General features: G+C 63.2%; 24 protein-coding genes, 1 tRNA gene and 1 pseudogene. 8 read left to right on the top strand and 18 right to left on the bottom strand.

The window, feature by feature from the left end:
• Window positions 1-3 precede the first annotated feature (3 nt).
• The 5 genes from KTJ87_RS10235 to KTJ87_RS10215 all read right to left on the bottom strand — a co-directional run bounded on the left by KTJ87_RS10235 (window position 4) and on the right by KTJ87_RS10215 (window position 10676).
• On the bottom strand, window positions 4-1644 hold the full coding sequence (locus KTJ87_RS10235; RefSeq protein ID WP_267139022.1) for a complex I subunit 4 family protein: 1641 nt from the start codon (window positions 1642-1644) through the stop codon (window positions 4-6).
• Between the two features lie 3 nt (window positions 1645-1647).
• Entirely contained in the window at window positions 1648-3675 is a 2028-nt protein-coding gene (locus KTJ87_RS10230; RefSeq protein ID WP_267139021.1) for an NADH-quinone oxidoreductase subunit 5 family protein, read from the bottom strand.
• A gap of 12 nt (window positions 3676-3687) precedes the next feature.
• Window positions 3688-7521, bottom strand: a complete 3834-nt coding sequence (locus tag KTJ87_RS10225) for a putative inorganic carbon transporter subunit DabA (protein WP_267139020.1) — start codon at window positions 7519-7521, stop codon at window positions 3688-3690.
• Between the two features lie 17 nt (window positions 7522-7538).
• Complete coding sequence (locus KTJ87_RS10220) at window positions 7539-9002, bottom strand: complex I subunit 4 family protein (RefSeq protein ID WP_267139019.1); 1464 nt, start codon at window positions 9000-9002, stop codon at window positions 7539-7541.
• Between the two features lie 78 nt (window positions 9003-9080).
• Window positions 9081-10676 carry a SulP family inorganic anion transporter gene (locus KTJ87_RS10215; RefSeq protein WP_267139018.1) on the bottom strand — a complete coding sequence of 532 codons (1596 nt, stop codon included), beginning with the start codon at window positions 10674-10676 and terminating at the stop codon, window positions 9081-9083.
• A gap of 172 nt (window positions 10677-10848) precedes the next feature.
• Between KTJ87_RS10215 and KTJ87_RS10210 the strand changes: the two genes are divergently transcribed.
• The gene (locus KTJ87_RS10210; protein ID WP_267139017.1) at window positions 10849-11094 is read left to right on the top strand and encodes a hypothetical protein; all 246 of its coding nucleotides are present in this window, start codon (window positions 10849-10851) and stop codon (window positions 11092-11094) included.
• A 142-nt stretch (window positions 11095-11236) separates the two neighbouring features.
• Here KTJ87_RS10210 and KTJ87_RS10205 read toward each other — a convergent pair.
• The 4 genes and pseudogenes from KTJ87_RS10205 to ychF all read right to left on the bottom strand — a co-directional run.
• Window positions 11237-11464 (bottom strand): annotated as a pseudogene (locus KTJ87_RS10205) (IS3 family transposase); the annotation flags it as partial.
• Between the two features lie 306 nt (window positions 11465-11770).
• Window positions 11771-11860 (bottom strand) — tRNA-Ser (locus tag KTJ87_RS10200).
• A 52-nt stretch (window positions 11861-11912) separates the two neighbouring features.
• Window positions 11913-12581, bottom strand: coding sequence for a cyclic nucleotide-binding domain-containing protein (locus KTJ87_RS10195; protein WP_267139016.1), 669 nt, complete (start codon window positions 12579-12581; stop codon window positions 11913-11915).
• Window positions 12582-12621: 40 nt separating this feature from the next.
• On the bottom strand, window positions 12622-13719 hold the full coding sequence (gene ychF / locus KTJ87_RS10190; protein WP_267139015.1) for a redox-regulated ATPase YchF: 1098 nt from the start codon (window positions 13717-13719) through the stop codon (window positions 12622-12624).
• Window positions 13720-13864: 145 nt separating this feature from the next.
• On the opposite strand from ychF, the gene trpA reads away from it, so the two are divergent.
• On the top strand, window positions 13865-14656 hold the full coding sequence (gene trpA / locus KTJ87_RS10185; RefSeq protein ID WP_267139014.1) for a tryptophan synthase subunit alpha: 792 nt from the start codon (window positions 13865-13867) through the stop codon (window positions 14654-14656).
• 64 nt (window positions 14657-14720) lie between these two features.
• Here trpA and KTJ87_RS10180 read toward each other — a convergent pair whose 3' ends face one another.
• Window positions 14721-15266 (bottom strand): hypothetical protein, encoded by a 546-nt coding sequence (locus KTJ87_RS10180; RefSeq protein WP_267139013.1) that lies wholly within the window; start codon window positions 15264-15266, stop codon window positions 14721-14723.
• A gap of 267 nt (window positions 15267-15533) precedes the next feature.
• Between KTJ87_RS10180 and KTJ87_RS10175 the strand changes: the two genes are divergently transcribed.
• Window positions 15534-16349, top strand: coding sequence for a 2-keto-4-pentenoate hydratase (locus tag KTJ87_RS10175; protein WP_267139012.1), 816 nt, complete (start codon window positions 15534-15536; stop codon window positions 16347-16349).
• Window positions 16350-16430: 81 nt separating this feature from the next.
• Entirely contained in the window at window positions 16431-17594 is a 1164-nt protein-coding gene (locus KTJ87_RS10170; protein WP_267139011.1) for an alpha-hydroxy acid oxidase, read from the top strand.
• On the opposite strand, the gene KTJ87_RS10165 is transcribed toward KTJ87_RS10170, so the two are convergent.
• On the bottom strand, window positions 17575-18735 hold the full coding sequence (locus tag KTJ87_RS10165; RefSeq protein ID WP_267139010.1) for an MFS transporter: 1161 nt from the start codon (window positions 18733-18735) through the stop codon (window positions 17575-17577). The genes KTJ87_RS10170 and KTJ87_RS10165 overlap by 20 nt on opposite strands.
• A 149-nt stretch (window positions 18736-18884) precedes the next feature.
• Between KTJ87_RS10165 and KTJ87_RS10160 the strand changes: the two genes are divergently transcribed.
• The gene (locus tag KTJ87_RS10160) at window positions 18885-19556 is read left to right on the top strand and encodes a 50S ribosomal protein L25/general stress protein Ctc (RefSeq protein ID WP_267139009.1); all 672 of its coding nucleotides are present in this window, start codon (window positions 18885-18887) and stop codon (window positions 19554-19556) included.
• Between the two features lie 72 nt (window positions 19557-19628).
• Here KTJ87_RS10160 and KTJ87_RS10155 read toward each other — a convergent pair whose 3' ends face one another.
• Together KTJ87_RS10155 and KTJ87_RS10150 are read right to left on the bottom strand one after the other, a co-directional pair.
• Window positions 19629-19955, bottom strand: a complete 327-nt coding sequence (locus KTJ87_RS10155; RefSeq protein ID WP_267139008.1) for a Dabb family protein — start codon at window positions 19953-19955, stop codon at window positions 19629-19631.
• 34 nt (window positions 19956-19989) lie between these two features.
• A complete protein-coding gene (locus KTJ87_RS10150; protein WP_267139007.1) occupies window positions 19990-20301 on the bottom strand; it encodes an antibiotic biosynthesis monooxygenase family protein in 312 nt (103 codons plus the stop codon).
• A 75-nt stretch (window positions 20302-20376) separates the two neighbouring features.
• Between KTJ87_RS10150 and pth the strand changes: the two genes are divergently transcribed.
• Genes pth through KTJ87_RS10135 form a run of 3 tightly spaced genes read left to right on the top strand, consistent with a single transcriptional unit; the run spans window position 20377 to window position 22469 of the window.
• Window positions 20377-21063, top strand: a complete 687-nt coding sequence (gene pth, locus KTJ87_RS10145; protein WP_267139006.1) for an aminoacyl-tRNA hydrolase — start codon at window positions 20377-20379, stop codon at window positions 21061-21063.
• On the top strand, window positions 21060-22091 hold the full coding sequence (locus KTJ87_RS10140; RefSeq protein WP_267139005.1) for a DUF2332 domain-containing protein: 1032 nt from the start codon (window positions 21060-21062) through the stop codon (window positions 22089-22091). Before pth ends, KTJ87_RS10140 begins: the two co-directional genes overlap by 4 nt.
• A gap of 6 nt (window positions 22092-22097) precedes the next feature.
• Window positions 22098-22469 (top strand): DUF2237 family protein, encoded by a 372-nt coding sequence (locus KTJ87_RS10135; RefSeq protein WP_267139004.1) that lies wholly within the window; start codon window positions 22098-22100, stop codon window positions 22467-22469.
• A 13-nt stretch (window positions 22470-22482) separates the two neighbouring features.
• Here the strand turns inward: KTJ87_RS10135 and trpB are convergent, their stop codons facing one another.
• The 5 genes from trpB to ihfB all read right to left on the bottom strand — a co-directional run bounded on the left by trpB (window position 22483) and on the right by ihfB (window position 25426).
• Window positions 22483-23712: a tryptophan synthase subunit beta gene (gene trpB, locus KTJ87_RS10130; RefSeq protein ID WP_267139003.1), complete on the bottom strand. Its 1230-nt coding sequence runs from the start codon at window positions 23710-23712 to the stop codon at window positions 22483-22485.
• A 112-nt stretch (window positions 23713-23824) separates the two neighbouring features.
• Window positions 23825-24085 (bottom strand): N-(5'-phosphoribosyl)anthranilate isomerase, encoded by a 261-nt coding sequence (locus KTJ87_RS10125; RefSeq protein WP_267139002.1) that lies wholly within the window; start codon window positions 24083-24085, stop codon window positions 23825-23827.
• A gap of 36 nt (window positions 24086-24121) precedes the next feature.
• Window positions 24122-24766 (bottom strand): phosphoribosylanthranilate isomerase, encoded by a 645-nt coding sequence (locus tag KTJ87_RS10120; RefSeq protein ID WP_267139001.1) that lies wholly within the window; start codon window positions 24764-24766, stop codon window positions 24122-24124.
• Window positions 24766-25128: a lipopolysaccharide assembly protein LapA domain-containing protein gene (locus tag KTJ87_RS10115; RefSeq protein WP_267139000.1), complete on the bottom strand. Its 363-nt coding sequence runs from the start codon at window positions 25126-25128 to the stop codon at window positions 24766-24768. The genes KTJ87_RS10120 and KTJ87_RS10115 overlap by 1 nt, the downstream gene beginning before the upstream one ends.
• Before the next feature lie 13 nt (window positions 25129-25141).
• Window positions 25142-25426, bottom strand: coding sequence for an integration host factor subunit beta (gene ihfB, locus KTJ87_RS10110; RefSeq protein ID WP_267138999.1), 285 nt, complete (start codon window positions 25424-25426; stop codon window positions 25142-25144).
• Window positions 25427-25522 lie beyond the last annotated feature (96 nt).

Here is a 25522-nt window from a genome sequence, read left to right as displayed (position 1 = left end):
CCTTCAGTTGGCGTCGGTGGTGTTGTGGGATTGATGGAAAGCGCTGGGCAAGACTTGGGTCACTGCAGAGTGTTCCCTGATGGGTTGCCGCGCCGAAATGGCTTCGACTGTGGGCCTTGCAAGAGCGATGAAAGGGCCCGTGTTCAGGCCAACCAGCAACACAACAGCGGCCAACGATCCTGCGATCAGGCGTTCGCCGCCTCGAAGGTCACTGAATCCCGAGCCGTCCTGACCCGGGCGGGCCGGTTCCATAAAGGCGCGCATGAAGAAGCGTAGCAGATAGGCAGCGGTCAACACGGTGGACGCCGCAACAGCCAGGGCCAGCGACCAATGTGTCTTGACGGCCCCGATGACAACAAGGTGCTCGCCGTTAAAACCGGACGTCCCCGGCATACCGACCGCAGCCATGGCAGTCAGCAGGAACACTCCTGCGAGCCATGGTGCGCTGGACAGCAGATCGCCCAGATGTCTTACGTCGGGGGATGCGACACGTTCGGCGATGAAAGAACCAAAGACATACAGTCCCGCAACCGCCATCCCGATGGTAAGCATCTGCAGCAGCCCACCCTCAATCCCGTAAACATTAAATGAAAACAGGCCGATCACGATAACCCCCATGTGGGCAATGCTGGCATAGCCAAGCAGCCGACGCAGATCTGTCTGGATCAAAGCCATGAGCCCGCCATAAACCGCGCCGATTGCGCCGAGGACCGCGATGATCCAGCCATATTCGGCGGTTGCGTCCGGCAGCGGCGCTATGACGAAGCGGAGGAAACCGTAGGTGCCGATTTTCAAGCCGACTAGGAAGACACCCAGTCCCATGGCCGGACCCGCGTTCAAAACCTGCGGCAGCCAAGCGTGCAGCGGAAACAGCGGCGCACGGATCGCAAAAGCCAGAGATAGCAATACGAATGCACCACCCTGAACCGAAGCTGGAACAGGTGACGTCGCCATAAGCCCGTAGTGGGACCCGCCCAAGTAGCCAGCCAGCAGTTCCAGTCCAACGAGGGACAGACCCGCAGCCAGAACCATGGTAACTGCAAAGCTTCGTGCAGACCCGCCATTGCCTGACCCGGTCTCCGTTACCCGCCCAAAATACCTGAGCAGATACCAGGCTGGGAACGCCTCGGCCGACAAGCACAGCCAGAACAACCGCATGTCGGCGACGACAAAGGCCCCGGTCAAGATCGTAGACAGTGCCATGAGGGCCGCGAAGTATCGGGTCTCGCGAAGTGTGGACCGGGTCAACTTGGAGACCTCAGGCCCGGTGCGAGCGGAGTTCTGGGCCAGCTCGCACACGTCGCTCTGAATGCCCTCCCAGTGCCGTGGGCGGGTTGCCAGCAGACAGAACAGCGTCAGGATCGCGGTAAGCGGGAGGAACAGGATGCTAAGCCCGTCAATACCCAGACGGTAGAAGCCCACCGTCTCGGCAAGTTGTAGCCCAGCATGGTCGGTCCGAAATGCGATCATCACTACGACCGCTAGAAAAAGTTGCGTCAAGGCAGCGGCAATGGCGAACTTGCGCGCACCGACTGGTGACCCGCCAAACCAGAGCAAAAGGGTGGCAATCGCAGGAACCAAAAGAAGCAACGAGAGCAATGGAAAGCCTGCTTGTTCGACCGCAGTCAAAGTGGACATGTTCATGGGTTACGCTCCCGCAAGGGCCAGAAGGGCCACCAAGATGATCACGCCGACGCTGACCACAGGTCGCCCGAGCGCTCGTTCTACAGCCAACGCACTTCTGCCAAGCAATCCGGAGCTTCGGTCGAGAGTTTCTTCAAACCCTTCCGTCGCCTTCGTTTCCGCATGTCGCGCGGCCTCGGCCATTTGCATGCCGACTATTCCAGGAATTGACTCCACGGCTGCGCGTGGCGCAGCGTCAAGCCATCCGATGGTATCACCTGCCGCATTCGCAGTGCGTTCGGTCAGCAAGGGCAAGGCCTGAGCCAGACGGTGATCGGCTCGGGCAAGACGCTCTGAGAAGCGCAATACAGAGGCCATCAAGACCGACTTCAGCACAGCATCGACCCAGAACCGGTTCCGTGCCGCCCGGTGCAGCGCGCGCAGCAGGGTGTTGCCGGACAGGCCAGCCTCGGGGGATGACCGTGTGACGTGCAAGACTGAATAAACCGAGTGCAGGGCCGCGAGCGCCAGAAGAAATGCCAGAAGCGGGGCAAGCGCAGGGACCGCCAATGCCGCATTGCCTTGTGGCAACCCAAGAAACTCGCCGAACCCTGCATCCCCGGCTTCGACGGGAAGAATCTGCAAGAGCACTCCGGCCATGGCTGCGATGACAATTGTCACGGCCGCCTTGGCGGCGGGGCCCAGACGAACCCGCGCCGGCACATGTTCATGGCTGTGGTCATCGTGTCCGGTTTGGGCAGAGCGCACGGCTTTTGCCGCCATCCAGAACAGCAACGTTGTGGCCAACGCCGCAGCACCCAAAGTAACTGCAACCCGCAGCGTCAGCCCGATCTCCGTTCCGGTCATCGTCAACAGCGGCGGAGTAAGCGCCATCACAGCGGCGAAAAATAGCGCGACGCCTACATTTGCAGGGACAGGGTCCGGTACCGATTTGTCCGAGAAATCCGGCCGCCCATGCAATATGTGCAGGATCGACGGTGCCGTCAGGAACTGATAGCCGGTGTAAAAGGCGTGCGCGATGATATAGAAAATCGCCCATTCATAGGCGCCCAACCCGCAGATGACGAACATCATGCCAAGGTGCATGGCCGATGTATTCACAAGAGCGCCCTTGATGTCGTTTGCGGCCTGCGATGTCAGGGATGCGATGATCGCCGTCAGTCCGCCGAATACAGCGAGGATCGTCAGTACTGCAGGTGCCAGCTCGAACAAGGGTGACAGTCGCACGACCAGAAAGACACCCGCGCTCACCATGATTGAGCCGTAGAACAGCGTACTGGTCGGTCCAGGGCCCTCCATGGCGCGGTTCATCCAACCACCCAGTGGAAACTGTCCCGATTTTGCCATAGCTGCCACCGCAATACCCAAGGCCGCGGCAGGCGCTACCCATGGGTCTGCGGACAACAGCGCTTCGGGGAGTTCCGAAAGCCGTACGGTTCCAGCACCGATTGCCAGGATGATGATTGCAAGAATGAAGGCAGCATCGCCCAACCTATTCGTGACGAAGGCTTCCGTTGCAGCCCGGGCCGAGGCCGTCCGTTCGGTGTAATGGCCGATCAACAGGAAAGAACACAGGCCAACGCCTTCCCAGCCGAGGAACATCAGGACAAGATTGTCCGCCAGGACAAGCATCAGCATCGTCACAATGAACAACGCATAAACCAGGAAATAGCGGCTGAACCCGATTTCGTTGTGCATATAGTTTATCGAGAAACGGCAGATCAGGACCCCGAAGACCGTAACCAGCGCTGCCATCATGGCCGAGAGCGGATCAAGCCGGAAGGCGATGTCAACAGACTGACCGCCGATCTGGAACCATTCCATAACCCTGACCGTTGCAGTCTGTGGCGTAGCAAGTCGCGAAGCGAACAGGCCCACCCCACCCAATGCGGAAATCCCCGTAGCAGCCAAAGCCACCATCTGAACCTGTTTCCATCCAAGCCACCTGTCGCCGGAAAACAGGCTCGCGCCAATCGCAGCCACAGCAAGCATGGTTGGCAGAAACATCAATGCGAGAAATATGTTGTCCATCTGGTGTCCCCTTCAGTGCAAAACCGCATCCCAGCGGGCTTGCGGTTCCTTGATCCGAGCCGGCGGCAGGAAGCAGTCATGCTTGCCACGGATCCATTCATAGCTGTGGTCGACCTCGGCCAGCTCGGTCAGCGGCTTGTCCCACTGCTCGAAACCGACCCCCGGCACGAAGCGATGGAAGGTACAGGTTTCGGGGTCATGGGCGATCAGGTGGACCCATTGTCCGTTCAGCAGCTCCTGAATGCCCGGCTGGCGGCCATAGATTTCGCCCAGCACTGCAAGGGGCGCATCCACGATCAACTGAAGGCGCATCGCCTCGTGAACCTCAGTCATCTGACGTGGCAGGCCGGTGGCCAGATCACCCTCGGCTCCAGGCATCACACCGATCATGCCAACAACGTTGTGTGGCACCTTGGTGCCCGAGCCGTAACCATCGGGGTTGACGGTAGAAAAGTAATATTCAAGGTTGATCCCCGCACCAACCGGCCCGACAGCCAAGAGGATCCGTTCGAGAACGGTGCCATCCGAATCCTGCGTCGGATCGTAGGAAATAACGAAGCCACGCCTGTCAAAAAACAGCCCCTGCGTCAGCGCACGACGCCCAACAAGCGCAAAGGCATTCGTTGCATGACCCCATTCCGGGCGCACCTGGCTTAGATCCTGCGAGCGAGCCTTCACATGCGACCACGACGATTCCGTTGATGCGTCCTTGGGGGCGGACCGAAATCGGCGGCAGCGTTCGCGCGCGGCACGGCGCGAGGTTTCTTCCAGATCCTTGGCGACGACTTCCCACGCTCCGGACAGTTCGTCTGGAATGTCCTCGACATCAAAAATCAGAATGTCATCGTTGCAGGTGTTATGCTCTGCCCCGACAAGCCAGCTGTCGTCGGGGATATCGATACCTCGCGACCGCAATACCTCGCGCACGGCCGGTTCATTCGCCAGAGCCGCGAAAAGACGCGCGTTGGGCCCCCCTGCCTTGCCGCCGCACGCACCGCAATCATGCGCATTCTCGTGCGGATTGTTCACACTGAACGATCGATGGGCGCATATGACCACGATCGGTGCAAACTGGTAGGTCAGGCCCCAATTCCGCAGCTGTGCCTCGACCCGGTCGGCAGCTTCTTCGATCGAAAACCCGAAAGGGAGCGCCTCCGCATGCAGCCCCAGCCTCGCAAGAACATCCTCGGGAAGCTTGGTGTGGGTCAGCCTTGTTGCGACTTCGGGCAAATATCGCGATTGTACGTGGTCGGACACCCGCTGGTAGCCAAGCGGGGCAAACACCCGGCCGACCATTGGAACTGCGTGAAACAGTCCTGTCAGTTGCGCGGTCACATAGGCCACCAGCGGATTTCGCCTGGCCTCCCACATCACCGCTGCAAATGCATCGGAATAGACCTTTCTGCCCTGGACCAGTGGCCAGGTCGTGTCCAGGTCGCTATCACGCGGCACTTCCGCGATGCGGTGACCGGGGGTCGCAACTGCGGGGCATAGCGGCGTATGATCGTGGCCGCCCAAGGGGCTGTGTGCGATGGCAATTCCAAAGAAGCCCGCAGCGCCGAGGGTTTCGTGGTCTGGGTCAAGCTCTGCATAGTATCGGTGCAGGTTTTCTTCGCGCTCGTCGATACAGAACACCACTTGCGATCGCGGCCGCCGATCCCGGCCGTTGATCCACCGTCCGCGCCCCTTGTTCTGGGCAAGGGCGTTCAACACCTCGTCACGATAGTGCGTTTCAAAGGCTTCCAGCCAAATCCGGCTTGCCTTGCGAGAATCCACCTTGTCGATTTCGGAAAGCAGAACAGCCAAGGCGCCCGGTGCGTCGGCAAGTTGCTGCGGTGTCAGACCAAGGGCCGCACAGACGCGGGTTGCGCGATTCGAGGTCTGCGCGACATGCGCCTTTCTCTGTTCAACCGCGCTGACAAGCCATGCACGCCGCGCCAGATTGACGATCTGGCGACGCTCAACAGCGGTCGGCGGACGCATTGACAGCATGAGCGAGGCGGCTTCTGCAACGACCGGTTCCAGATCACCCCGGTGCAAGGCCAAGCGAAGCGACACTTCGGCACTGTTGCGCATGGCCCAATCCGCAAGCGCGTTCTTTTGCGGTGCTATGCCACACACTTCCTGAAGGATACGACCGACCACGGAAAGTTCAGTGAACAGACGAACCGCAAGATACTGGATCGTATCGGCGGGATGCAGCGCCTGCTTGGGGTGTCGGGGATGGATTTCCATCCAGAACATCATCCCGGCCCAGCCCCTTAGTTGTACCAGCATCCGGCCCAGAAATGGCTCCCATGCGGCTTCTGGGATACCGATCCGATCCAACATCGCGATCAACGCCTCGCCGGCATCCTCGGGCAGGGCCGAAAGTTCATCCTGCCAACCTTCGAGTGCCTCAAATCGCAACAGCTCGTCGAAGGGGGCTGCCTGCCGCCAAGCCGCAAACAGGCCCAGGTGACGATCAGGCATCCGCAACGAGGAAATGCCTTCGTCAGTAAATGCCGAAAGGTGCCTGATCATCGCGGCGTTGACCTTCTGTGCAACGTCGATACCAGTCAGCTCCCGCACCAGATCCGACAGATCACGCCCCTGGTACAATCCCTCTACCAGGTCGTTTGCCTGGTCCAAGCAATGCGCCTCGAAGATTTCAGTCGCGGTGCCGGCTGCAAGTTTGCGCGCGGCGGCACGGTGCTTTGTGTCACCCGCAACTTCTGCCAGACGGCACAACTCGGTCAGTTCGGCGTCGTCAACATAGCCGGCGACCAACGCCGTCTTCAGTCGGGATAGAGACGGCTGCTCTTCCGGGGCCACGCTCCGGATCATCGTGTTCAACAGGTCCAAACCCTGAACGTCGAGAGGGCGCAGGGTATCGAAACCAGCACCACTTCCAAACGGAGTGGCTTGATGGTCGATCATATGCGGCCCGTCGGGGTAAAGGTTCGCAAGTACAGCGGAATGCAGGGCACGTACCGCATAGCCTGCGGGCTGATCCAGGAAGCTGGCAACGATCGAATCCAGTTTGCCTTCGCAATCAAGTCGTTCGGCGGCGATTTCTGCCACCAAACGGGACTCGATGGCCAACGCCAACGCCGCCAGGTCGCCCCAACGATCAATCATCAGCGCGAGATATAAATTTGCACGAGGATAGGAAATGCCCATGTCGGAGAGGGACCGATCCGCATCGGCACCCACATTCTGGCCCGCTGCCTCGCACAGGGCCTCTTCGATCATGCCGTCGACATCAAGGCCGAAGTGGCGTCCGAGCCAGGCTCCCAATGTCAACGTCTCGCCGATTTCCTCGCGTATCGTCGCGACGGTTGCCCGGCCTTCGGCGGCCAGCCTTCGCTCCAGGACCAATTCATCTGGACCAAGCGCCAGCAAGCCACTTTCCGGATCAAAACTGTTTCTGATCGCAACCGGCGTAAGCGGCGTCACGGCTCCGTTTCGAAGGGTCGCCTTTACCAGCTCGGCCCGGGTAATCGGACGCCCGGCAACCGTCGTGACAATGGTTTCGGGGCCAAAGTCGGGTTGCATCGACAGACTGGTGTCCAGATCCACTTCGGTGATCCGGCCATCAGACAAGTCCTGGAGGAACTTCGCCTCCGGCTCGTAGCCTTCTATTCCCAGCGTCTGACGTGCCGTTTCGATACCTTCGTGAAAATGCGATGACTGCAAGCCCAAGAGCGTATTATTGTGAACAAAGGTAATGTTCATCGGTCCCTGTTCACTAAGCATATGCGCCGTGTGATGCACCGCGTGGACGAGGTGTTCCTTGCGCTTGGCTTCGGAACTCTTGGCAGAAGTCGCCGAGTTGCGGGGCTTCGCTTTGGATGATGTTGCCATGGTTACGCTCCGGTTTTTCAGGGTTGCACGGCGGGCAGCACGCCTGCGGCCAGATTGGCGATTGGTGATGGGAACAGACCGAGCAAAACCATCAGGATGGCGAGCGGCACAATCCCGGCGAGATCAAGCGCTCCAAGGTCACGCAACACGACGCCTTCGCGCTGCGACGGTGCCAGAATCAACCTTCGAAAGACCCGCAGCGAATATGCCGTTACCAACAGGATCCCGATCCCGGCGATGGCCACGGATTGACCCCAGCGCTCGTAGCCTCCCATCAAGACCTGAAACTCACCAACAAAGCCCGACAGGCCGGGCAGTCCCATCGATGCCAGCAAGGCAAGGGTCATCAGAATTGCAAAGCGGGGTGATCCACGACCGATCCCCGACGACAGGATCAGGCTGCGGCTGTGCGTCTGCGCGTAGACAACTCCGACCAATGCGAACAGCGCGGCTGTCACAAGGCCATGGCTGAACATCTGCACCGCAGCACCGCGTACCCCGATTTCTGTCATCGATCCGATGCCCAGAACGACAAAGCCCATATGGCTGACAGAGGAATAGGCTATCATCGCCTTTAGGTCGTCCTGCCGGAACGCCAGAACAGCACCATAGATGATGGTGACAAGCCCGAGGACCAACACGGCACTCCCGAACATTTGGAAGGCGCCGGGCACCATCTCGGACAGCCGGATCATACCGTAGCCACCCATTTTCAGCAGAATTCCCGACAACATGATGGAAGCTGGAACCGGTGCTTCGACATGCGCCATGGGCAGCCAGCCGTGCAACGGAACCACGGGAACCTTGACGGCCATTCCGGCAAAAACACAGATAAAGACGAAGACCTGAAGTGATGCAGGCGCGGACTGCATTGCCTCGGCGATCACAGACATCTCGAAACCATGGGCGATGCCCTGCGCAGTGGCCTCGAGATAAGCGGCCATGAGTCCGATAAGCATCACGACCGAACCCGCGAGTGTGTACAGAAAGAACGAATAGGCAGCGCGCGCGCGCCGCTGTCCGCCCCAAACACCGATGAGAAAGAACATGGGTATCAAGGCAAGTTCCCAGAAAAGGTAGAACAGGAACCAGTCCCGCGCCAGAAACACCCCCATGACCGTGGCTTCCAGCAACAAGAACCAAACAAGGAACGGGCGGTTTACCTTCCCCATAGTGCCGGGGACAGCGACCAGTGCAGCGACGCTCAACAAGGCGGTGAGCAAAGTCATCAGCGCTGTAAGCCCGTCGAGACCAATATGAAACTGGACGCCGATTTCGGTTATCCAGGCGATATTGGTGACGTATTGGACCCCAGCTCCACTTTCGATTCTCAGGGCCATGATCAGCGCTGTGGCCAGCACGACTCCGGCAGCGGCAATAGCCGTCCAAAGCGGTCCACGACCGTCGTTTCCGGCAGGTGCGAAAATGATTGCAATTGAGCCAAGGATCGGCAGGCCAAGCAATAACACGGAAGCGCCCATCACAGTCTCCATAGATCTAGATTTTCCGGCAGCACGTGCCGCGCGCCCTGGTTGGCGCGCGGCATGGTATCGTTCAGGTCAGCCAACAGCCCGCATCGCGCCGACAGGACTTTGGGCAAGAGGCCGCAGCTCATCTTTGCCGACCACATGAACACTGCCGCCGCCTCGGGCATACTCCGCTTCGAAGTCGTGAAGCTGCTCATGCACGGTGTGGTCAATGTAGCGGACCCCGGACAAGTCCAACGTCAACGCGCGGCCCTGGGGCAGTTCGTCCAGCTTGCCGCGCAAAGACAGGAAGTTCAGGAACCCGTGGGAACCCCTCAGGCGCAAGGTGATCTTCTCGCCCGTGCCAATGACCTCGGCATCGGCCGTGACGCTGCGTACACCGCGCACGGCGTTCACGATGGCGGCGACGATAAAACCGGCCGCCACTCCCGCGAGCAAGTCCTCGAAGGCGACGATCAGCGCCGTGAACACCATGTAGAAAAGCTCTTCCTTGCCAGTCTTGTAGGCGTGTACGAACTCTTTCGGATGGGCGAGACGGAAGCCGATGAACATCAGCATTCCAGCCAATGCAGCCAGCGGGATCATGTTCAGAACCACCGGCAACAGCACGACTGCCAATGCCAGAAAGACGCCGTGAAACAGGTTTGCCCATCGGGTCCGCGCACCGTTCATGATGTTGGCGGACGAGCGGACCACTTCCGCGATCATCGGCAAACCACCGACGAAAGACGAAATGATGTTCACGGTGCCGTTACCCATCAGTTCGCGGTTCATGTTAGCGCGACGCTTCCATGGGTCCATTTTCTCGATGGCCGTGGCTGTAAGCAGCGACTCCAGACTGGCGACAAAGACGTAAGTGATCACGAACTTCCAGAACAACGGGGTCGCGACTTGGCTCCAGTCCGGCGACAGATAGGCATCCGCGATGTTGGTCGGAACCGCGACGAGGTAGTCATCCTCGACACCCAGCAGCTCTGCCAGCGCGATCGCGATGACTACAACTGCGAGCGGAGCGGGCACGAACTTGGCCACTGCACCAAGCCGACCCCATAGTATCATGAGAATGAGGCTGGCCAATCCAATGGCCGCGACATTCGGCACCAGGCTTGCGATGCTTTCCGGGATGGCTTCGATCGTGTGGATCATGTGCCCGGACACTTCGACGCCAAGCGCCAGGTGAAACTGCTTGGCCATGATGATGATACCGATGCCCGCAAGCATCCCATGAACGACGTTCAGAGGAAAAAGGCTGGTCAATTTGCCAAGTTTCAGAAGACCCATGCCGATCTGAATGACGCCGCACACCACACCAACAGCAAGGGCCGCGCGGAAGCCACGCAAGAGGTCGACATCGCCCGTGGCCGGGTCAAGCCCAAGTCCATTCACTGCACCGAACACCACGGCGATCAGGCCCGCCGCTGCACCATTGATGGTCACATATGATCCGCCCAGCAACGAACCTGCGATTCCACCGATCACGGCCGTAATCACACCGGCAATCGGGGGCGCACCCGATGCAATCGCGATGCCCAGACTCAGGGGAAGCGCGATCAGGAACAAAATGAATCCGGCAGGAATGTCATATTTTGCGTTCTGAATCAGACCCGGGAGCCAATCCTTCGGAACCGCCCCCACATCGCGGGCCGCGTCTGTAGCCTGATCGGCCATGTCCTTATCCTCCACATGCGGCCGACGTCCTCCACGACGACCTGCATGCAGAGGTATGCAGGGGGCGGTATTTTTTCGCAGATGGATGTGATAAAAACGAAAGACGGCGCTTTCAGCCCAGAACGGGCACTGTTACAGCTTGGTAACTCGGCTATTTGGGGACCATTCGATCATGAACGTCAAGACGTCAGAATTGGTCATCTTCGCCTACGTTGTAAGCTTGATTGGAACGGCAGCCATTGCGTTGGGTGTGATCTTCACCACCTTGGGACACTCTGGCCTTGTGTTCATCGGCTCCGGCATCATTGCATGGATTTATGCCGGCATGGTGGCGCTTTCCGTCGCTTGCCAGAAATCACTGATCGAGTTTTTTTCATCCGTGTTGCTGTTTGGCGGACTGATGATGTTAACTTTCTAAGTGGTTTGAACGTCTCTGTTGCACAAATCTCGCGTGAGATTCATCTCATGAGTCCGGCGTGGCAGCTTGGCTTCATGAACAGACCACCAACACCGACCTACAAGTCTAGGAATTGGCTAACCTATGAGGTGCCCTTAGTTTCCTAGATGCCTGCCTGGTTCCGTTTCTGCTGCCTGATCTCGAAGTCAATGGGCGACAGCATGCCGTTGTTCGTATGCTTGCGCTTTGCGTTGTAGAACAGCTCGATGTATTGGAACACGTCTCGCCGCGCGTCGTCGCGGGTCGGGGAGGTGCGACGCCGGATACGCTCTCGCTTCAGCAGCTGGAAGAAGCTCTCGGCGACGGCGTCGTAACAGTTCCCGCGCCGGGGCAGGCCGAGGGGTCGGGGGCTCGTCCGGGGGCGGGCTCTCCACGCTGTCCAAGTGCCAATTCAAAATTGTCCGGACGCGTTCTCCGGACGCTGTCCAAGCTGTCCAGCCATCCCCCTGCCCGACCCTAGAAGATGCTCAGCACGCAGGTGCGGCGACAAGGCAACAGGAAGGCAATAGGCGTCCCCGGCAGGGGTGATGACACGCAAAGACAACGGTGGCAGGACAAATTAAGGGGCAGACAAGAGGGGCTGACCGAAGCGCCCAGAAGATTTACCCATCAAATACAACAGCTTAAAACCGTGAAATGGCGGAGACGAAGGGATTCGAACCCTCGAGACCCTTCCGGGCCTACTCCCTTAGCAGGGGAGCGCCTTCGACCACTCGGCCACGTCTCCGCCTGCCCGTCTAGCGACATGGCTGGGGCGGGGCAAGAAGAAAACCGGGCGGTCAGTCGCGGGGTGCGGCGTCCATCGGGATGCTGGTGGCGACGCGCTGCGCGAGGTCGTAGCTGAAGCGCGCGGTCAGGGCGTTGGCCAGCGCGGGGTCGCGGGCCATCAGGTTCTTGAGGGCGGCGGAGTCCCACTGCGCGAACAGGGTCCCGGGCCGCAGCGTCACCGACGCGCTGGCGACGCCGCCGTGCAAGAGGCTGATCTCACCGACAAACCCCGGCCCGCGTGCGGTATGCGCCTCGCCCGCCTTTTCCAGACCGAAGCGGTCGGCGTCGATGTAGCGCAGATGCGTGTTCGGCTGGCCTTCCTCGATGACGCGGCGGGCCTCGTCGACATAGCTCCAGCTTGCAAGGCGATTGATGCGGCGGAACTGGCCGGGGGTCAGCGTGCGGAAGGTCTCGAACAGGCGCTGGTCGCGCTTGGACATCCCAAGGGTCGAGCGTTCTCGCGCCACGACCGCGATCATCACGAGATTGACGAGGACCAGCGCCGGTGCGGTCAGGCCGGGATCGAAACTCGGCTCGCTCAGGGTCCAGGCGACGGCGGCCTGGCACAGCAGGCCAAGCCCGACGAGAACGCGCAGCGCCAGCTCGTCGCGCATGAAGAACCCGGTGGCCTGAAGCAGAAATCCAAGGCCCAGGAACCACAGAAGCGGGTCGTCGATCATCCAGCTTTCTCCCCTCGCCGTCCGGCAGAGGATCGCGGGCTCAGGCGTTGAACAGGAAATGCAGGACGTCGCCGTCCTTCACCTCGTAGGTCTTGCCCTCGACGCGCATCTTGCCGGTGTCCTTGGCGCCCTGTTCGCCGCCATTCGAGACGAAATCGTCATAGCCGATGGTCTCGGCCCGGATGAAGCCCTTTTCGAAGTCGCCGTGAATGACGCCCGCCGCCTGTGGCGCAAGCGTGCCATGCCGGATCGTCCAGGCGCGGGCCTCTTTCGGACCCACGGTGAAATAGGTCTGCAACCCAAGAAGCTCGTAGCCCGCGCGGATCAGCCGGTCGAGGCCCGCCTCGGTCAGGCCAAGCTCGGACAGGAACATCTCGGCCTCTTCGGCGTCGAGCTGGCTGATCTCTTCCTCGATCTTGGCGGAAATCACCACGCTGGCCGCGCCCTGCCGCGACGCCATCTCGGCGACGGCGGCGGAATGCGCGTTGCCCGACGCCGCCTCGTCCTCGGACACGTTGCAGACGTAGAGGATCGGTTTCGACGTCAGAAGTTGCAGCATCCCCCAGGCCTTGCGGTCCTCATCGGGCACCTCGACCGTGCGCGCGGGCTGGCCATTCTCCAGCACCGCCTGCGCCTCTTTCAAGAGGCGCTCTTGCAGCATCGCCTCCTTGTCGCCGCCGCGCACCTTGCGGACAAGGTTCTGCATCCGCTTTTCGATGGACTCCAGATCGGCCAGCATCAGCTCGGTCTCGATGGTTTCGGCATCGGCCACGGGATCGACGCGGCCTTCGACATGGGTCACGTCGCCATCCTCGAAACAGCGCAGCACATGGGCGATGGCGTCGCATTCGCGGATGTTGGCAAGGAACTGGTTGCCAAGACCCTCGCCCTTGGACGCGCCCTTCACCAGGCCCGCGATGTCGACGAAGGTCATCCGCGTCGGGATGATCGCCTTGGACTTCGCGATCTCTGCCAGCTTCATCAGGCGCGGATCGGGCACCGCGACGTCGCCGACGTTCGGCTCGATGGTGCAGAACGGAAAGTTCGCCGCCTGCGCGGCGGCGGTCCGTGTCAGCGCATTGAACAGCGTCGACTTGCCGACGTTCGGCAGACCTACGATCCCGGTCTTGAAACCCATGTCACCCTCGCATTGCTGAGACGAGGCGCGATGTATCCCCGTGCTGCCCCGCTGGCAAGGCGAAGGGCTGATCCGCCTGCGAGCACCATTGATTTCCCCCGGCGTTTTCTGCACATCGGGCGGGCACATCCCGAAAGGCCAGCCCATGACCCGCATCGACGCCAAATTCGCCGCGCTGAAGGCCGAGGGCAGGAAAGCCTTCGTCGCCTATGTCATGGCGGGCGATCCCGACGCGGAAACGTCGCTTGAGATCATCAAGGGCCTGCCGGGCGCGGGCGTCGACGTGATCGAGTTGGGCCTGCCGTTCACCGACCCGATGGCGGACGGTCCGACGATCCAGCTTGCCGGGCAGCGCGCGCTGGAAGCCGGGCAGACGTTGCAGAAGACACTTGACATGGCGGCCGAGTTCCGCCGCGGCGACGACACCACGCCGATCGTGCTGATGGGCTACTACAACCCGATCTATTCGCGCGGCGTGGACAGGTTCCTGACAGACGCCAAGGCCGCAGGGATCGACGGGCTGATCATCGTCGACCTGCCGCCCGAGGAAGACGACGAGTTGTGCATCCCGGCCCAGAAAGCGGGGCTGAACTTCATCCGTCTCGCGACGCCCACGACGGACGACAAGCGCCTGCCAAAGGTTCTCGAGAACACCAGCGGCTTTGTCTACTACGTCTCGATCACCGGCATCACCGGCTCGGCCGAGGCGCAGGCCGCCGATGTCGCGCCCGAGGTCGCGCGGATCAAGCGCGCCACCGACCTGCCAATCATCGTCGGCTTTGGCATCAAGACACCCGAGGCGGCCGAGGGGATCGCGGGCATCGCAGACGGCGCGGTCGTCGGCAGTGCCATCGTGGCGCAGATCGAACAGGGCAAGCCGGTGGCCGAGATCCTGGACTTCGTGCGCTCGCTCGCGGACGGCGCCCACCGCGCCTGATCCAGACGAAAGCGCCCCGCCACGTTGGGCGGGGCGCGGCCGATCCCGGCCTGACGGGAGAGGATCAGGCCCGGTCGTCGACCACGAAGGTCACATCGCCCTCGACCGAGATGGCGTAGGCCACGACGTCTTCCGCAGCATAGCCTTCCGCCTCAAGCTTCGACGCGATCGACTGGTGGCTCTCGATCTCGCTGCGAAGCGCGTCAAGCTGCGCCTCCTGCTGCGCGATCGCCTGTTCGACCTCGGCGGATTGCTCGCCGGCTTCGGCGTTGAGGCCCGACATCGTCACGATCTGAACCGAGGCGTCCTCGCCCAGATCGTTCAGCGCCATGGCGGCGTCGGCCCCGGCGGAGGCGGTGAGGTCCGAGATCAGGGTTTCCGTGTCCATCGCGCCGCTGCCGGACATGCCGCTGGTGGCGGCTTCGCCGGACGCATCCGCGCCGCCCTGTGCGGTCATGTCGGTGTCGACGCCGACGCCTTCGGCGCCCACGTCCGCACCCACATCGGCGCCAACGTCGGCTTCGGTGTCGGTGGACAGGCTTTGTGCCAGCGCGCCGGTCGAGACGGTGGCGGCAAGAAGTCCTGCGATCAGGCTTGTGGTCTTGGTCATGGTGTTCCTCCTTCGGAATGATGGCGCCGCTTCCGGCGCTTGAGCCAGAGCTAGGCACAGCCCGCGCCGGATCGTAGCCCCAGGCCCCCGCCGCGCCCCGGTTGCGCGGCGCCTTGCCGGACGCTTCGTCAGGCATCGGCCAAGCCCCGCCATGTTCCCGGCCTGCCGCCACGTCAGGCGGTGCGGACGATCCGCTTGCGACCGCGCCATGCGACCGACAGACTGGCGCAAAGGCAACCGGAAGGGCGGCAGCACATGACGGGCGGCATGACACAGGAACGGATCGCGGAACTGGCCGAGGCGCTGCTGGACGCGCGCGACAGCCAGCGGCAGATCGCGCCGCTGTCGGACACCGAACGCGCCTTCACGATGGAGGACGCCAAGGCGATCGGCTTGCGCATCCGGTCCTTGCGGCTGGCCACGGGCGAGGTGCCGGTGGGGCGCAAGATCGGCTTCACCAACCGCACCATCTGGGAGAAGTACAACATCACCGGCCCGGTGTGGGGCGACATCTGGGACAGCACGCTGCACCTGACGGACAGCGGCACGGCGACGGTTCCCCTGCCCCGCCTGACCGAGCCGCGCATCGAGCCCGAGATCGTCTTCGGCCTGTCCGCCCCGCCCGAGGCGGCGATGGACGATGCTGCCCTTCTGGCCTGCATCGACTGGGCCGCGCACGGGTTCGAGGTGGTGATGTCGCCTTACCCCGGCTGGCGTTTTGTCGCGCCCGACTGCATGGCCGCCTTTGGCCTGCACGGCGCGCTTTATGTCGGGCCGCGCCTGCCGCTGGCGGCGCTTGGCGACGACCCGGTCGCCGTGCTGTCAGGGCTGACCTGCGAGTTGTGGAACGGCGAGACCCGGATCGGCGAGGGGCGCGGCGCATACGTCCTTGGCGGGCCGGTGCAGGCGCTGCGGTTCCTGCTGGACGCGCTGGCCGCCGACCCCAGCCAGCCGCCGCTGCGCGCGGGTGATGTCGTTACCACGGGCACGCTGCTGGACGGGATCGAGATGCAGGCGGGCGAGCGCTGGCGCAGCGAGATCCACGGCGCTCCCTTCGAGACGCTGGACGTCACCTTTACCTGACACCTCCCGCGACATCGGTGATCGTTGCGCGGACCGCCGGGCGCGGCTAACACCGTCCGGTAGCCCGTGGGAGGACCAGCTTTGCCCGTCATCACCGAGATCGAGGACCTGCGCCGCATCTACAAGCGCCGCGTCCCCAAGATGTTCTACGACTACGCGGAATCGGGCAGCTGGACGGAACAGACCTTCCGCGAGAATTCGTCCGACTTCGACAAGCTGTACCTGCGCCAGCGTATCGCCGTGGACATGGCGGGCCGGTCCACGGCCAGCAAGATGATCGGGCAGGACGTGGCGATGCCGGTGGCCCTGGCGCCGGTGGGCCTGACGGGGATGCAATCGGCGGACGGCGAGATCAAGGCCGCCCGCGCCGCCGAGAAATTCGGCGTGCCCTACACCCTGTCCACCATGTCGATCTGTTCCATCGAGGACGTTGCGGAGCACACGTCAAAACCGTTCTGGTTTCAGGTCTACACGCTGAAAGACGATGACTTCATGAAGCGGCTATTCGCGCGGGCGAGCGATGCCAAATGCTCGGCGCTGGTCATCACGGTCGATCTTCAGATCATGGGGCAGCGCCACAAGGACATTCGCAACGGGCTGTCCGCGCCGCCCAAGTTCACCGCCGCCTCGATGATGAACCTCTCGACCAAGATCCCGTGGGGGCTTGAGATGCTGCGCACCAAGCGGCGGTTCTTCGGCAATATCGTCGGCCATGCCGCCGGGGTCGCTGATCCCTCGTCGCTGGCCAGCTGGACGAACGGCGCGTTCGATCCCTCGCTGAACTGGGAACGGATCAAGGAATTCCGCAGCTGGTGGGACGGGCCGCTGATCCTCAAGGGCATCCTCGATCCCGAGGACGCCAAACAGGCGCTGAACGTCGGTGCGGATGCCATCGTGGTGTCGAACCACGGCGGGCGGCAACTTGACGGGGCGCTGTCGTCGATCCGGATGCTGCCGCAGATCCTCGACGCGGTCGGCGACAAGATCGAGGTTCATCTCGACAGCGGCATCCGGTCGGGCCAGGACGTTCTGAAGGCGCTGGCAATGGGCGCGCACGCCACCTACATCGGCCGTGCCTATGTCTACGGGCTGGGGGCCATGGGCGAGGCGGGCGTGACCCGCGCGCTGGAAGTGATCCACAAGGAGCTGGACACCTCGATGGCCCTTTGCGGAGAGCGGTTCGTGGGCGATCTGTCACGCGACAACATGCTGATCCCGCGCGACTTCATGGGCGACTGGCTTTGAGGCCCGCGACCCGCAGCGGCACCAGCACCAGAGGCATCGCTAGAAGCAACAGCGCGATGCCGACATAGGCGGCACGCAGTCCCACGGCGGCGCTCATCCAGCCCATCAGCGGCGGGCCGATGAAGAAACCGAGGAACCCCAGCAATGCGCAGCGCGAAACGGTGATCGCGCGGCGGCCGGGCGGCGCAAGCCGTCCCGCCAGCGACAGCGCCAGCGGCGCGGTGACCGACACGCCGAGACCAAGAATGCCAAAGCCGACATAGGCCAGCCACGGCGCATGCGCGCCAGCCGCGACCAGGCTGCCGGTCGCCGACAGGACCGCCGCTACTCCGATCACCCGCATCTCGGCGCCGCGGATCGTCAGAAGATGCCCCATGAACCGCCCCGCCCCCATGGTAAAGCCCAGCACCGCAGGCCCCAGCGCGCCCTCGGCGGCGCGGCCGCCCAGCGTGCGTTCCACATGCAGCGCCGACCAGCCCTCGGTCGCGTTCTCGGCCAGAAAGCCCACCAGCGTGACGATTCCGGCCAGCACGGCGACGGTGTTGAACCCGGACCAGAACCGCGATCCCGTGCCTTCGTCGTCGGCATCGCCCGCAGGCATCCACATCGTGACCGACATCGCGGTCACGATCACGCCGACACCGACGAACACCCAGACCGGCGCCACCCCCACCTCACGCGGAAGCGCCACCGCCGCCGCACAGATGCCGTAGATCACCGAGTATCCGGCATGGTTGAGGTTCATCAGCGACCGGTTCGCCCGCGCCTCGACCGACGCGATGCGCAGGTTCGTCGCAATGTCCAGCAGGCCCGTCGCGGCCCCCGCGCACAGCACGGCGGCAGTGAACACCGGCACGCTGCCCGCCGCGCCCACCATGACGAAGGACAAAACCGAGGCCAGCGCGGCCAGCGGCTGTGTCGCGCGGCCCAGCACCTTGTCGGCGACGGGCGCCATCCACATTGCCGCGACCGCCCCCACGGCGGCGGCCAGCATAGCAAACCCGAACGCGGCGTCGCCCATGCCGAGCCCCGCCTTGATGTCGGGGATCATCGCGGCAAAGGCGCCCCAGAACAGGCCGATGGCGGACAGGGCGGGCAGCGTCTGGCGGCTGAGGGATAGATCGAGGGACAGGCGAGTCATGGCGCAGACATGACCCGGCTTTCACGCCGCCCGCAACCGGCGAAAAACCCCTTTCCAATCTGGCCTGTTCGGACTATACGCGGCGCTCTGAAAAGACGGGCATACACCCTTGGAGGATGCCCGAACCCATGAATTTAGGAGTACCCATCATGGCAGGTGAGATCCCGGATCTTCACGCCACGGTGCGCTCGGGGACAGGCAAGGGGGCCGCCCGTCAAGCACGCCGTGAAAACCTCGTACCAGGCATCGTCTACGGCGGGGGCGTCGATCCGCTTCCGATCAACCTTCCCTACAACGTGCTGATCAAGCGCCTCAAGGCGGGCCGCTTCCTTGCGACGCTGTTCAACCTCAAGGTCGACGGTCACGAAGACGTCCGCGTCATCTGCCGCAGCGTCCAGCGCGACGTGGTCAAGGACTTGCCGACGCATGTCGATTTCATGCGCCTGCGCCGCGCGTCCAAGATCAACCTCTACATCCCAGTCGAGGTTGTCGGTGAAGACACCGCGCCGGGCCTGCGCAAGGGCGGCGTTCTCACGATGGTCCGCCCCGAGGTCGAACTGATGGTCACTGCCGGTGACATTCCGGAAAAGATCATTCTGGACGTGTCCAAGATGCAGATCGGCGACACCGCGACGATCTCGATGGTGGACCTGCCCGCAGGGGCCAAGGCGACGATCGACCGCGACTTCGTGATCGCGAACATCTCGGCGCCGTCCGGCCTTGCGTCGCAGGCCAACGACGAGGACGAGGATGAGGTCGCGGCTGACGAAGTCCCCACCTCCGAGATGGGTCCGCCCGACGGCGAGCAGTCCGAGGACTGATCGCTTCGGTCACTCAGATGCGAAACGGGGCCCCGGCGGGGCCCCGTTTTGCTTTGGGGTCGGCACAATTCCTCAGGTTTCGCGCTGCTCACGCGTCTCGATGTCGAGAACGATCAGCCCCTCCACACCGCCGACTGCGCTGTCGACGATCCGCGCACCAAGCGCACGATGCTCGGGGTGCTCGGCGTAGGTCTTCAGGTCCGCCCAGGCGTCGAAGTCGATGACGAAGGCATGCATGAAGCCGCGCTCGATCTGTTCGGGGCTTTGCGAGCGTCCGCCGGTGAAGCCCCGCGCGCCCAGCAGCGTGTCCGTCAGGTCGGACAAGGCGCCGAAGATCTCTGAAATCTCTTGCTCCGCGATGTCCGGCTTGAACCGGACCAGCACCATATGCCGGATCATGACGCCGCCCCGCCCCAAAGGCTCCGCGCGCCCGTCACCGCAACTCCTGCACGGTCTCGAACAGCTCCAGCTCCGGCGGGCCCAGATAGAGGTCCTTGTTGCCGCCCGCGCCCTTGTGCGCCTCGCGGAACGCTTCGGATTTCGTCCAGTCCTGAAAATGCGCCTCGGTCTCCCATGCCGTGTGGGACGCATACAGGCGATAGCCATCCTTTTCCGGGCCCTTCAACAAGTGAAACGCCATGAAGCCCGGCACGGATTTGAGGTGGCTGTCGCGGCTGGTCCAGACCACTTCGAACGCCGCTTCCTGCCCCAGCTTCACATGAAAGCGGTTCATCGTCAGGTACATCGTGCCCTCCTCTGGCAAAATCGCGCTACCTCGGTCATGTAAGGGCCAGCCCCGCGGCTTCAAAGGAGCGATCCCATGCGGCTTTTCGTCGGCCTTGGCAATCCCGGCGCGAAATATGCGCGCAACCGGCACAACATCGGCTTCATGGCGGTGGACCGGATCGCGGCAGATCACGGGTTTGCGCCGTGGCGCGGCAAGTTCAAGGGTCAGGTGACTGAGGGGCGGCTTGGCGCAGACAAGGCGATCTTGCTCAAGCCCGAGACCTACATGAACAATTCCGGCCAGTCGGTCATCGACGCGGTGAACTTCTACAAGCTGACGGCGGACGACGTCGTCGTGTTCCATGACGAGCTGGACCTCGCCCCCGGCAAGTGCCGGGTCAAGGACGGCGGCGGACATGCGGGGCACAACGGGCTGCGATCGATCCACGCACATCTTGGCCCCGAGTATCGCCGCGTGCGGCTGGGCATCGGGCATCCCGGCCACAAGGACCTCGTGGCACACTACGTGCTGCACGATTTCCACAAGGCCGACGAGGACTGGCTGGACGACCTGATCCGGGGAATTTCCGATGGTGCGCCTGCGCTGGCGGATGGCGACGGCGGCAAGTTCATGAACGCGGTGGCGTTGCGCACCGCGCCCGCACGATCGAGCGACAAGCCGAAGGGCGAGGCGCCCGCCGCCAAGGCCGAGGCCCCGACACCAGAGCCGGAACCCGACGCCCGCTCGCCCCTGCAAAAACTGATGGACCGGTTCAAGTGAGCGTCCGCGCGGCGTTCGAGGCACAGGCCCGCGCCTGCGCCGCGCTTGGCTCTCCCTTCACCGCACGGCTCTGCACGCTGGCAGCGGACAGGCTGGACCGAGACACGGCGGTGGGCCGCATGATCCTCGACTGGCCCGGCGATCCGTCGAACATGGCCGACTCGGTGCCGCTGCGGTTCTGCGGCGTGCTGCACCGGCTGGTGCTGCGCGGCGATCCCGGGCTGGCGCCGCACTGGCCGCCGCATGACCCTGGCGACGACGCGCTGTGGGCCGCGGTGATCGCCGCGCTGGACCTGCACGCCGAGACGCTGGCCGACTGGGTGCGCTCGCCGCCGCAGACCAACGAGGTGCGCCGTGCTGCCGCGATGATCCCGGCGCTGCATCTGGTGGCGGCGGCGCACGGTCTGCCGCTTGCGCTTCATGAACTGGGGGCGAGCGCCGGGCTGAACCTGCTGGCGGACCATTTCAGCGTGCAGGCCGGGGATAGCCAGTATGGACCCGCGGACGCCGAGGTGCGGCTTGTGCCCGACTGGACCGGCAAGGCACCGCCCCCCGCCGAGCTTGTCGTGGCCTCGCGCCGGGGCGTCGATCTTCGCCCCGTGCAGGCCACCGTGACAAGCGACCGCGAAAGGCTGTTGTCCTACCTCTGGCCCGACCAGCCCGAGCGCCTTGCCCGCACCGAGGCGGCGCTGGCACTGGCAAGGCGCACCGACCTTGCCGTCGATCAGGGCGACGCGGGGGCGTGGCTGGCGAAAACCTTGCAAGGCACCGCGCGCGACGAATGCGCGGTCGTGGTCCACACCGTCGCCTGGCAGTATTTCCCCGAACCGACGCGTGCCGCAGCGCTGGCGGCAATGCACTCCTACGGCACCGACAGGCCGCTCGCCCGCATCAGCATGGAGGCGGACGGCGATCAGCGCGGCGCGGGATTGAGCCTGACGCTCTGGCCCGGCGGACGCACGCTGGCGCTGGGCCGCGCCGATTTCCACGGGCGCTGGGTGGACTGGACCGGCCCGGCTGCTATCTGAATCCGCATGACACCTGATGCATCCCTCAACGTCATAGGCGACGTTCTACTGCCCTGCTCGCTCGATCCGCTGACGGGCTTCTTCCGCAACGGCGCTTGCGACACTTGTGCCGCCGATCAGGGCAGCCACACCGTCTGCGCCGTGATGACCGAGGAATTTCTCGCCTATTCGAAATATGTCGGCAACGATTTGTCCACGCCGCGCCCCGAGTTCGGCTTTGCCGGGCTGAAACCGGGCGATCACTGGTGCCTCTGCGCGGGGCGGTTCCTGCAGGCGCACGACGAAGGCTGCGCGCCAAGCGTCAACCTTGCAGCGACACACATGCGCGCGCTGGAGATTGTCCCGATCGAGGTGCTGCAGGGTCACGCGCTGGCGTAACCCTGCGGCCCGATCAGTATTTCCCCATCTCGAAGCCGAGGTGCCGCGCGACGGTGAAGATGTCCTTGTCGCCGCGTCCGCACATGTTCATGCAGATGATGTGATCGGCAGGCAGGTCCGGCGCGATCTTGGCGACATGGGCCAGCGCGTGGCTTGGTTCCAGCGCGGGAATGATCCCTTCGGTCTCGCAGCACAGCGTGAAGGCCTCCAGCGCCTCGCGGTCGGTGATCGACACGTATTGCGCGCGGCCGATGTCGTGCAGCCAGGAATGCTCTGGCCCGATGCCGGGATAGTCGAGACCCGCCGAGATCGAATGCCCCTCAAGAATCTGCCCGTCGTCGTCCTGCAACAGATAGGTGCGGTTGCCGTGCAGCACGCCGGGGCGACCGCCGGTCAGCGAGGCGCAATGCTCCATCTTCTCGTTCACGCCGTGCCCCCCGGCCTCGACACCGATGATGCGGACTGTCGTGTCATCGAGGAACGGATAGAACAGACCCATCGCGTTCGACCCGCCCCCGATGGCGGCGATGATCGTGTCCGGCAGACGGCCCTCGGCGGCCTGCATCTGTTCCTTGGCTTCCCGTCCGATGATCGACTGGAAATCGCGCACCATCGCGGGATAAGGGTGCGGCCCCGCGACCGTGCCGATGCAGTAGAAAGTATCGCGCACGTTCGTCACCCAGTCGCGCAGCGCGTCGTTCATGGCGTCCTTGAGCGTCCCGCGCCCGGAGGTCACCGGGATCACCTCGGCGCCCAGAAGCTTCATGCGGAACACGTTGGGCGCCTGCCGCTCGACGTCATGCGCGCCCATGTAGACGACGCATTGCAGGCCGAACTTGGCGCAGACGGTGGCGGTGGCGACGCCGTGCTGCCCTGCCCCGGTCTCTGCGATGATGCGCGACTTGCCCATGCGGCGCGCCAGGATGATCTGGCCCAGCACGTTGTTGATCTTGTGCGCGCCGGTGTGGTTCAGCTCGTCGCGCTTCATGTAGACCTTGGCGCCGCCCAGACGCTCGGTCAGCCGTTCCGCAAAATACAGCGGCGAAGGGCGCCCGACGTAATGCGTCCACAGATAGTGCATCTCGTCCCAGAAGCTCTGGTCGGTCTTGGCATGCTCGTACTGGGCTTCCAGTTCCAGGATCAGCGGCATCAACGTCTCGGAGACAAAGCGCCCTCCGAAATCGCCGAAGCGGCCCTTTTCGTCGGGGCCGGTCATGAAGCTGTTGAGAATGTCGTCGGGCATGGCGCGTCTCCCTTTGGATCAGGCAGATGTAGTCCCGTGGATGGCGAGGGTAAAGCAGGCTCTCGCGAGGGCCTGAACGCAAATCCTCATCGAGGATTTGCCCGCAGACTTTCTAGGAAAGTCTGCCTCCGCGGCCTGTCAGCAGGACCACCGGCTCGGAGTTGCAGAAGATGACCAACTGGCCTGCATTCTCAAGCACGGTATATCCGCGCCGCTCGATCTCTTTCACGAAACGGGCGCGGCCCACCATGCGCTCCATGTCGCGGGTCTTGCGCCGCACGACACCGCCGTCGAGCGCGGCACGCGCGCCAAGCAGATGGCGAAACCAGTCGTCGGGGGTTTGCGGCGGGATGGCGTGGCGCGTGTAGCTCATGCGCCCGAGTGTTGTCGCGGCCTGGTAAACGGGCGGTTAAATTGCGCGCACCGCAGCGCCGAACGCGGCGATCTTCGCGGCATCCTTGATGCCCGGCGCGGCCTCGACCCCCGACGACACGTCAAGCTGCCGCGCACCGGTCAGGCGCACCGCCTCGGCGGCATTCTCGGGCGTCAACCCTCCGGCCAGCATCCACGGCACCGGCCAACGGCGCCCGGCGATCAGCCGCCAGTCAAAGGCGACACCGTTGCCGCCCGGCAGAATGGCATCCCGCGCCGGTTTTGCATCGACCAGAAGCTGGTCCGCCACCCGCGCATAGGCGTCCAGCGCGGGCAGGTCGCCCTCATCCGCGACGCCGACGGCCTTCATCACCGGCAGGCCAAAGCGCGCGCTGACTTCGGCCACGCGGTCCGGGCTTTCGCTGCCATGCAGTTGCAGGATGTCGATGCCCATGCGGTCCAGCATCTGATCCAGCATCGCGTCGGTCGGATCGACCGTCAGCGCGACCTTGGCAATACCGGCAGGGACCGCGTTGACCATCGGCACGGCATCCTCAAGCTCGAGATGCCGGGGCGATTTGGGAAAGAACACAAAGCCGACATAGCTCGCACCTGCCAGAATCGACGCCGCCACATCGGCGGACGAGGTCAGCCCGCAGATCTTGAACCGGACGTCAGACATCAGGCGCGGCGCTGGGCCGGGGCATTCTCCAGAAGCGCGATCACGTCGTCGCCGCCCTCTTCGCGCAAACCCGCCTTGCGCACCTCGCGTTCAAGTTTCTCGCGCTCGCGCCGTTCACGCGTGGCCTGAGCCCGGAACCGGTGCTCGCGCAGCCATTCCCAGACGAAACCGATGAGCAGGCCCGCGACGATGCCGCCGAAGATCGGCACGAAAAGAGGAACAGTCACACTGGGCGCAAAGCCGATCAGCGTGCCCATGTCCTGCGGCAGCAGCCACAGGGTCACAGGCGCGCTGTTGGCGAGCGCGACCACGATCAGGCAGACGGCAAGCGTGCCCAGAAAGGCGTAGCGCAGGTAACGCATAAAAAATGGTCTTTCAGTCGTTTCCGTTCATCCGGTCGCGCAGAAGCTTGCCGGTCTTGAAGAAAGGAACACATTTTTCATCGACATGCACCGATTCGCCCGTGCGCGGATTGCGGCCCGTGCGCGCATCCCGCTTCTTGACCGAGAAGGCGCCAAAGCCGCGCAACTCGACACGGTCGCCGCGCGCCATGGCATCGATGATCTCTTCGAAGATCGTGTTCACGATGCGCTCGACATCACGCTGATACAGGTGCGGGTTCTCGTCGGCGATTTTCTGGATCAGCTCAGAGCGGATCATCGCGGTCTCCCTTGTCCCTTGCTGCATCTCCGGCAGCTTTCACCTAGCGGCCATTATAGGAGAATAAATCATTCGTCCGAAACTATTTTGGAGAGG

This window comes from Anianabacter salinae (genome assembly GCF_019061145.1).
GTDB classification, from domain to species: domain Bacteria; phylum Pseudomonadota; class Alphaproteobacteria; order Rhodobacterales; family Rhodobacteraceae; genus Anianibacter; species Anianibacter salinarum.
This window is presented reverse-complemented; position numbering and strand designations above follow the sequence as displayed.

Excerpts from the sequence above, each read along its gene's own strand:
- KTJ87_RS10225 (WP_267139020.1), bottom strand. The coding sequence starts at position 7,521 with ATGGCAACATCATCCAAAGCGAAGCCCCGCAACTCGGCGACTTCTGCC.
- KTJ87_RS10150 (WP_267139007.1), bottom strand. The coding sequence starts at position 20,301 with ATGTACCTGACGATGAACCGCTTTCATGTGAAGCTGGGGCAGGAAGCG.
- KTJ87_RS10125 (WP_267139002.1), bottom strand. The coding sequence starts at position 24,085 with ATGAGCTACACGCGCCACGCCATCCCGCCGCAAACCCCCGACGACTGG.
- KTJ87_RS10230 (WP_267139021.1), bottom strand. The coding sequence starts at position 3,675 with ATGGACAACATATTTCTCGCATTGATGTTTCTGCCAACCATGCTTGCT.
- KTJ87_RS10175 (WP_267139012.1), top strand. The coding sequence starts at position 15,534 with ATGACACAGGAACGGATCGCGGAACTGGCCGAGGCGCTGCTGGACGCG.
- KTJ87_RS10165 (WP_267139010.1), bottom strand. The coding sequence starts at position 18,735 with ATGACTCGCCTGTCCCTCGATCTATCCCTCAGCCGCCAGACGCTGCCC.
- trpA (WP_267139014.1), top strand. The coding sequence starts at position 13,865 with ATGACCCGCATCGACGCCAAATTCGCCGCGCTGAAGGCCGAGGGCAGG.
- KTJ87_RS10235 (WP_267139022.1), bottom strand. The coding sequence starts at position 1,644 with ATGAACATGTCCACTTTGACTGCGGTCGAACAAGCAGGCTTTCCATTG.
- ychF (WP_267139015.1), bottom strand. The coding sequence starts at position 13,719 with ATGGGTTTCAAGACCGGGATCGTAGGTCTGCCGAACGTCGGCAAGTCG.
- KTJ87_RS10220 (WP_267139019.1), bottom strand. The coding sequence starts at position 9,002 with ATGGGCGCTTCCGTGTTATTGCTTGGCCTGCCGATCCTTGGCTCAATT.
- KTJ87_RS10180 (WP_267139013.1), bottom strand. The coding sequence starts at position 15,266 with ATGACCAAGACCACAAGCCTGATCGCAGGACTTCTTGCCGCCACCGTC.
- KTJ87_RS10210 (WP_267139017.1), top strand. The coding sequence starts at position 10,849 with ATGAACGTCAAGACGTCAGAATTGGTCATCTTCGCCTACGTTGTAAGC.
- pth (WP_267139006.1), top strand. The coding sequence starts at position 20,377 with ATGCGGCTTTTCGTCGGCCTTGGCAATCCCGGCGCGAAATATGCGCGC.
- ihfB (WP_267138999.1), bottom strand. The coding sequence starts at position 25,426 with ATGATCCGCTCTGAGCTGATCCAGAAAATCGCCGACGAGAACCCGCAC.
- KTJ87_RS10115 (WP_267139000.1), bottom strand. The coding sequence starts at position 25,128 with ATGCGTTACCTGCGCTACGCCTTTCTGGGCACGCTTGCCGTCTGCCTG.
- KTJ87_RS10195 (WP_267139016.1), bottom strand. The coding sequence starts at position 12,581 with ATGATCGACGACCCGCTTCTGTGGTTCCTGGGCCTTGGATTTCTGCTT.
- trpB (WP_267139003.1), bottom strand. The coding sequence starts at position 23,712 with ATGCCCGACGACATTCTCAACAGCTTCATGACCGGCCCCGACGAAAAG.
- KTJ87_RS10120 (WP_267139001.1), bottom strand. The coding sequence starts at position 24,766 with ATGTCTGACGTCCGGTTCAAGATCTGCGGGCTGACCTCGTCCGCCGAT.
- KTJ87_RS10135 (WP_267139004.1), top strand. The coding sequence starts at position 22,098 with ATGACACCTGATGCATCCCTCAACGTCATAGGCGACGTTCTACTGCCC.
- KTJ87_RS10155 (WP_267139008.1), bottom strand. The coding sequence starts at position 19,955 with ATGATCCGGCATATGGTGCTGGTCCGGTTCAAGCCGGACATCGCGGAG.
- KTJ87_RS10160 (WP_267139009.1), top strand. The coding sequence starts at position 18,885 with ATGGCAGGTGAGATCCCGGATCTTCACGCCACGGTGCGCTCGGGGACA.
- KTJ87_RS10215 (WP_267139018.1), bottom strand. The coding sequence starts at position 10,676 with ATGGCCGATCAGGCTACAGACGCGGCCCGCGATGTGGGGGCGGTTCCG.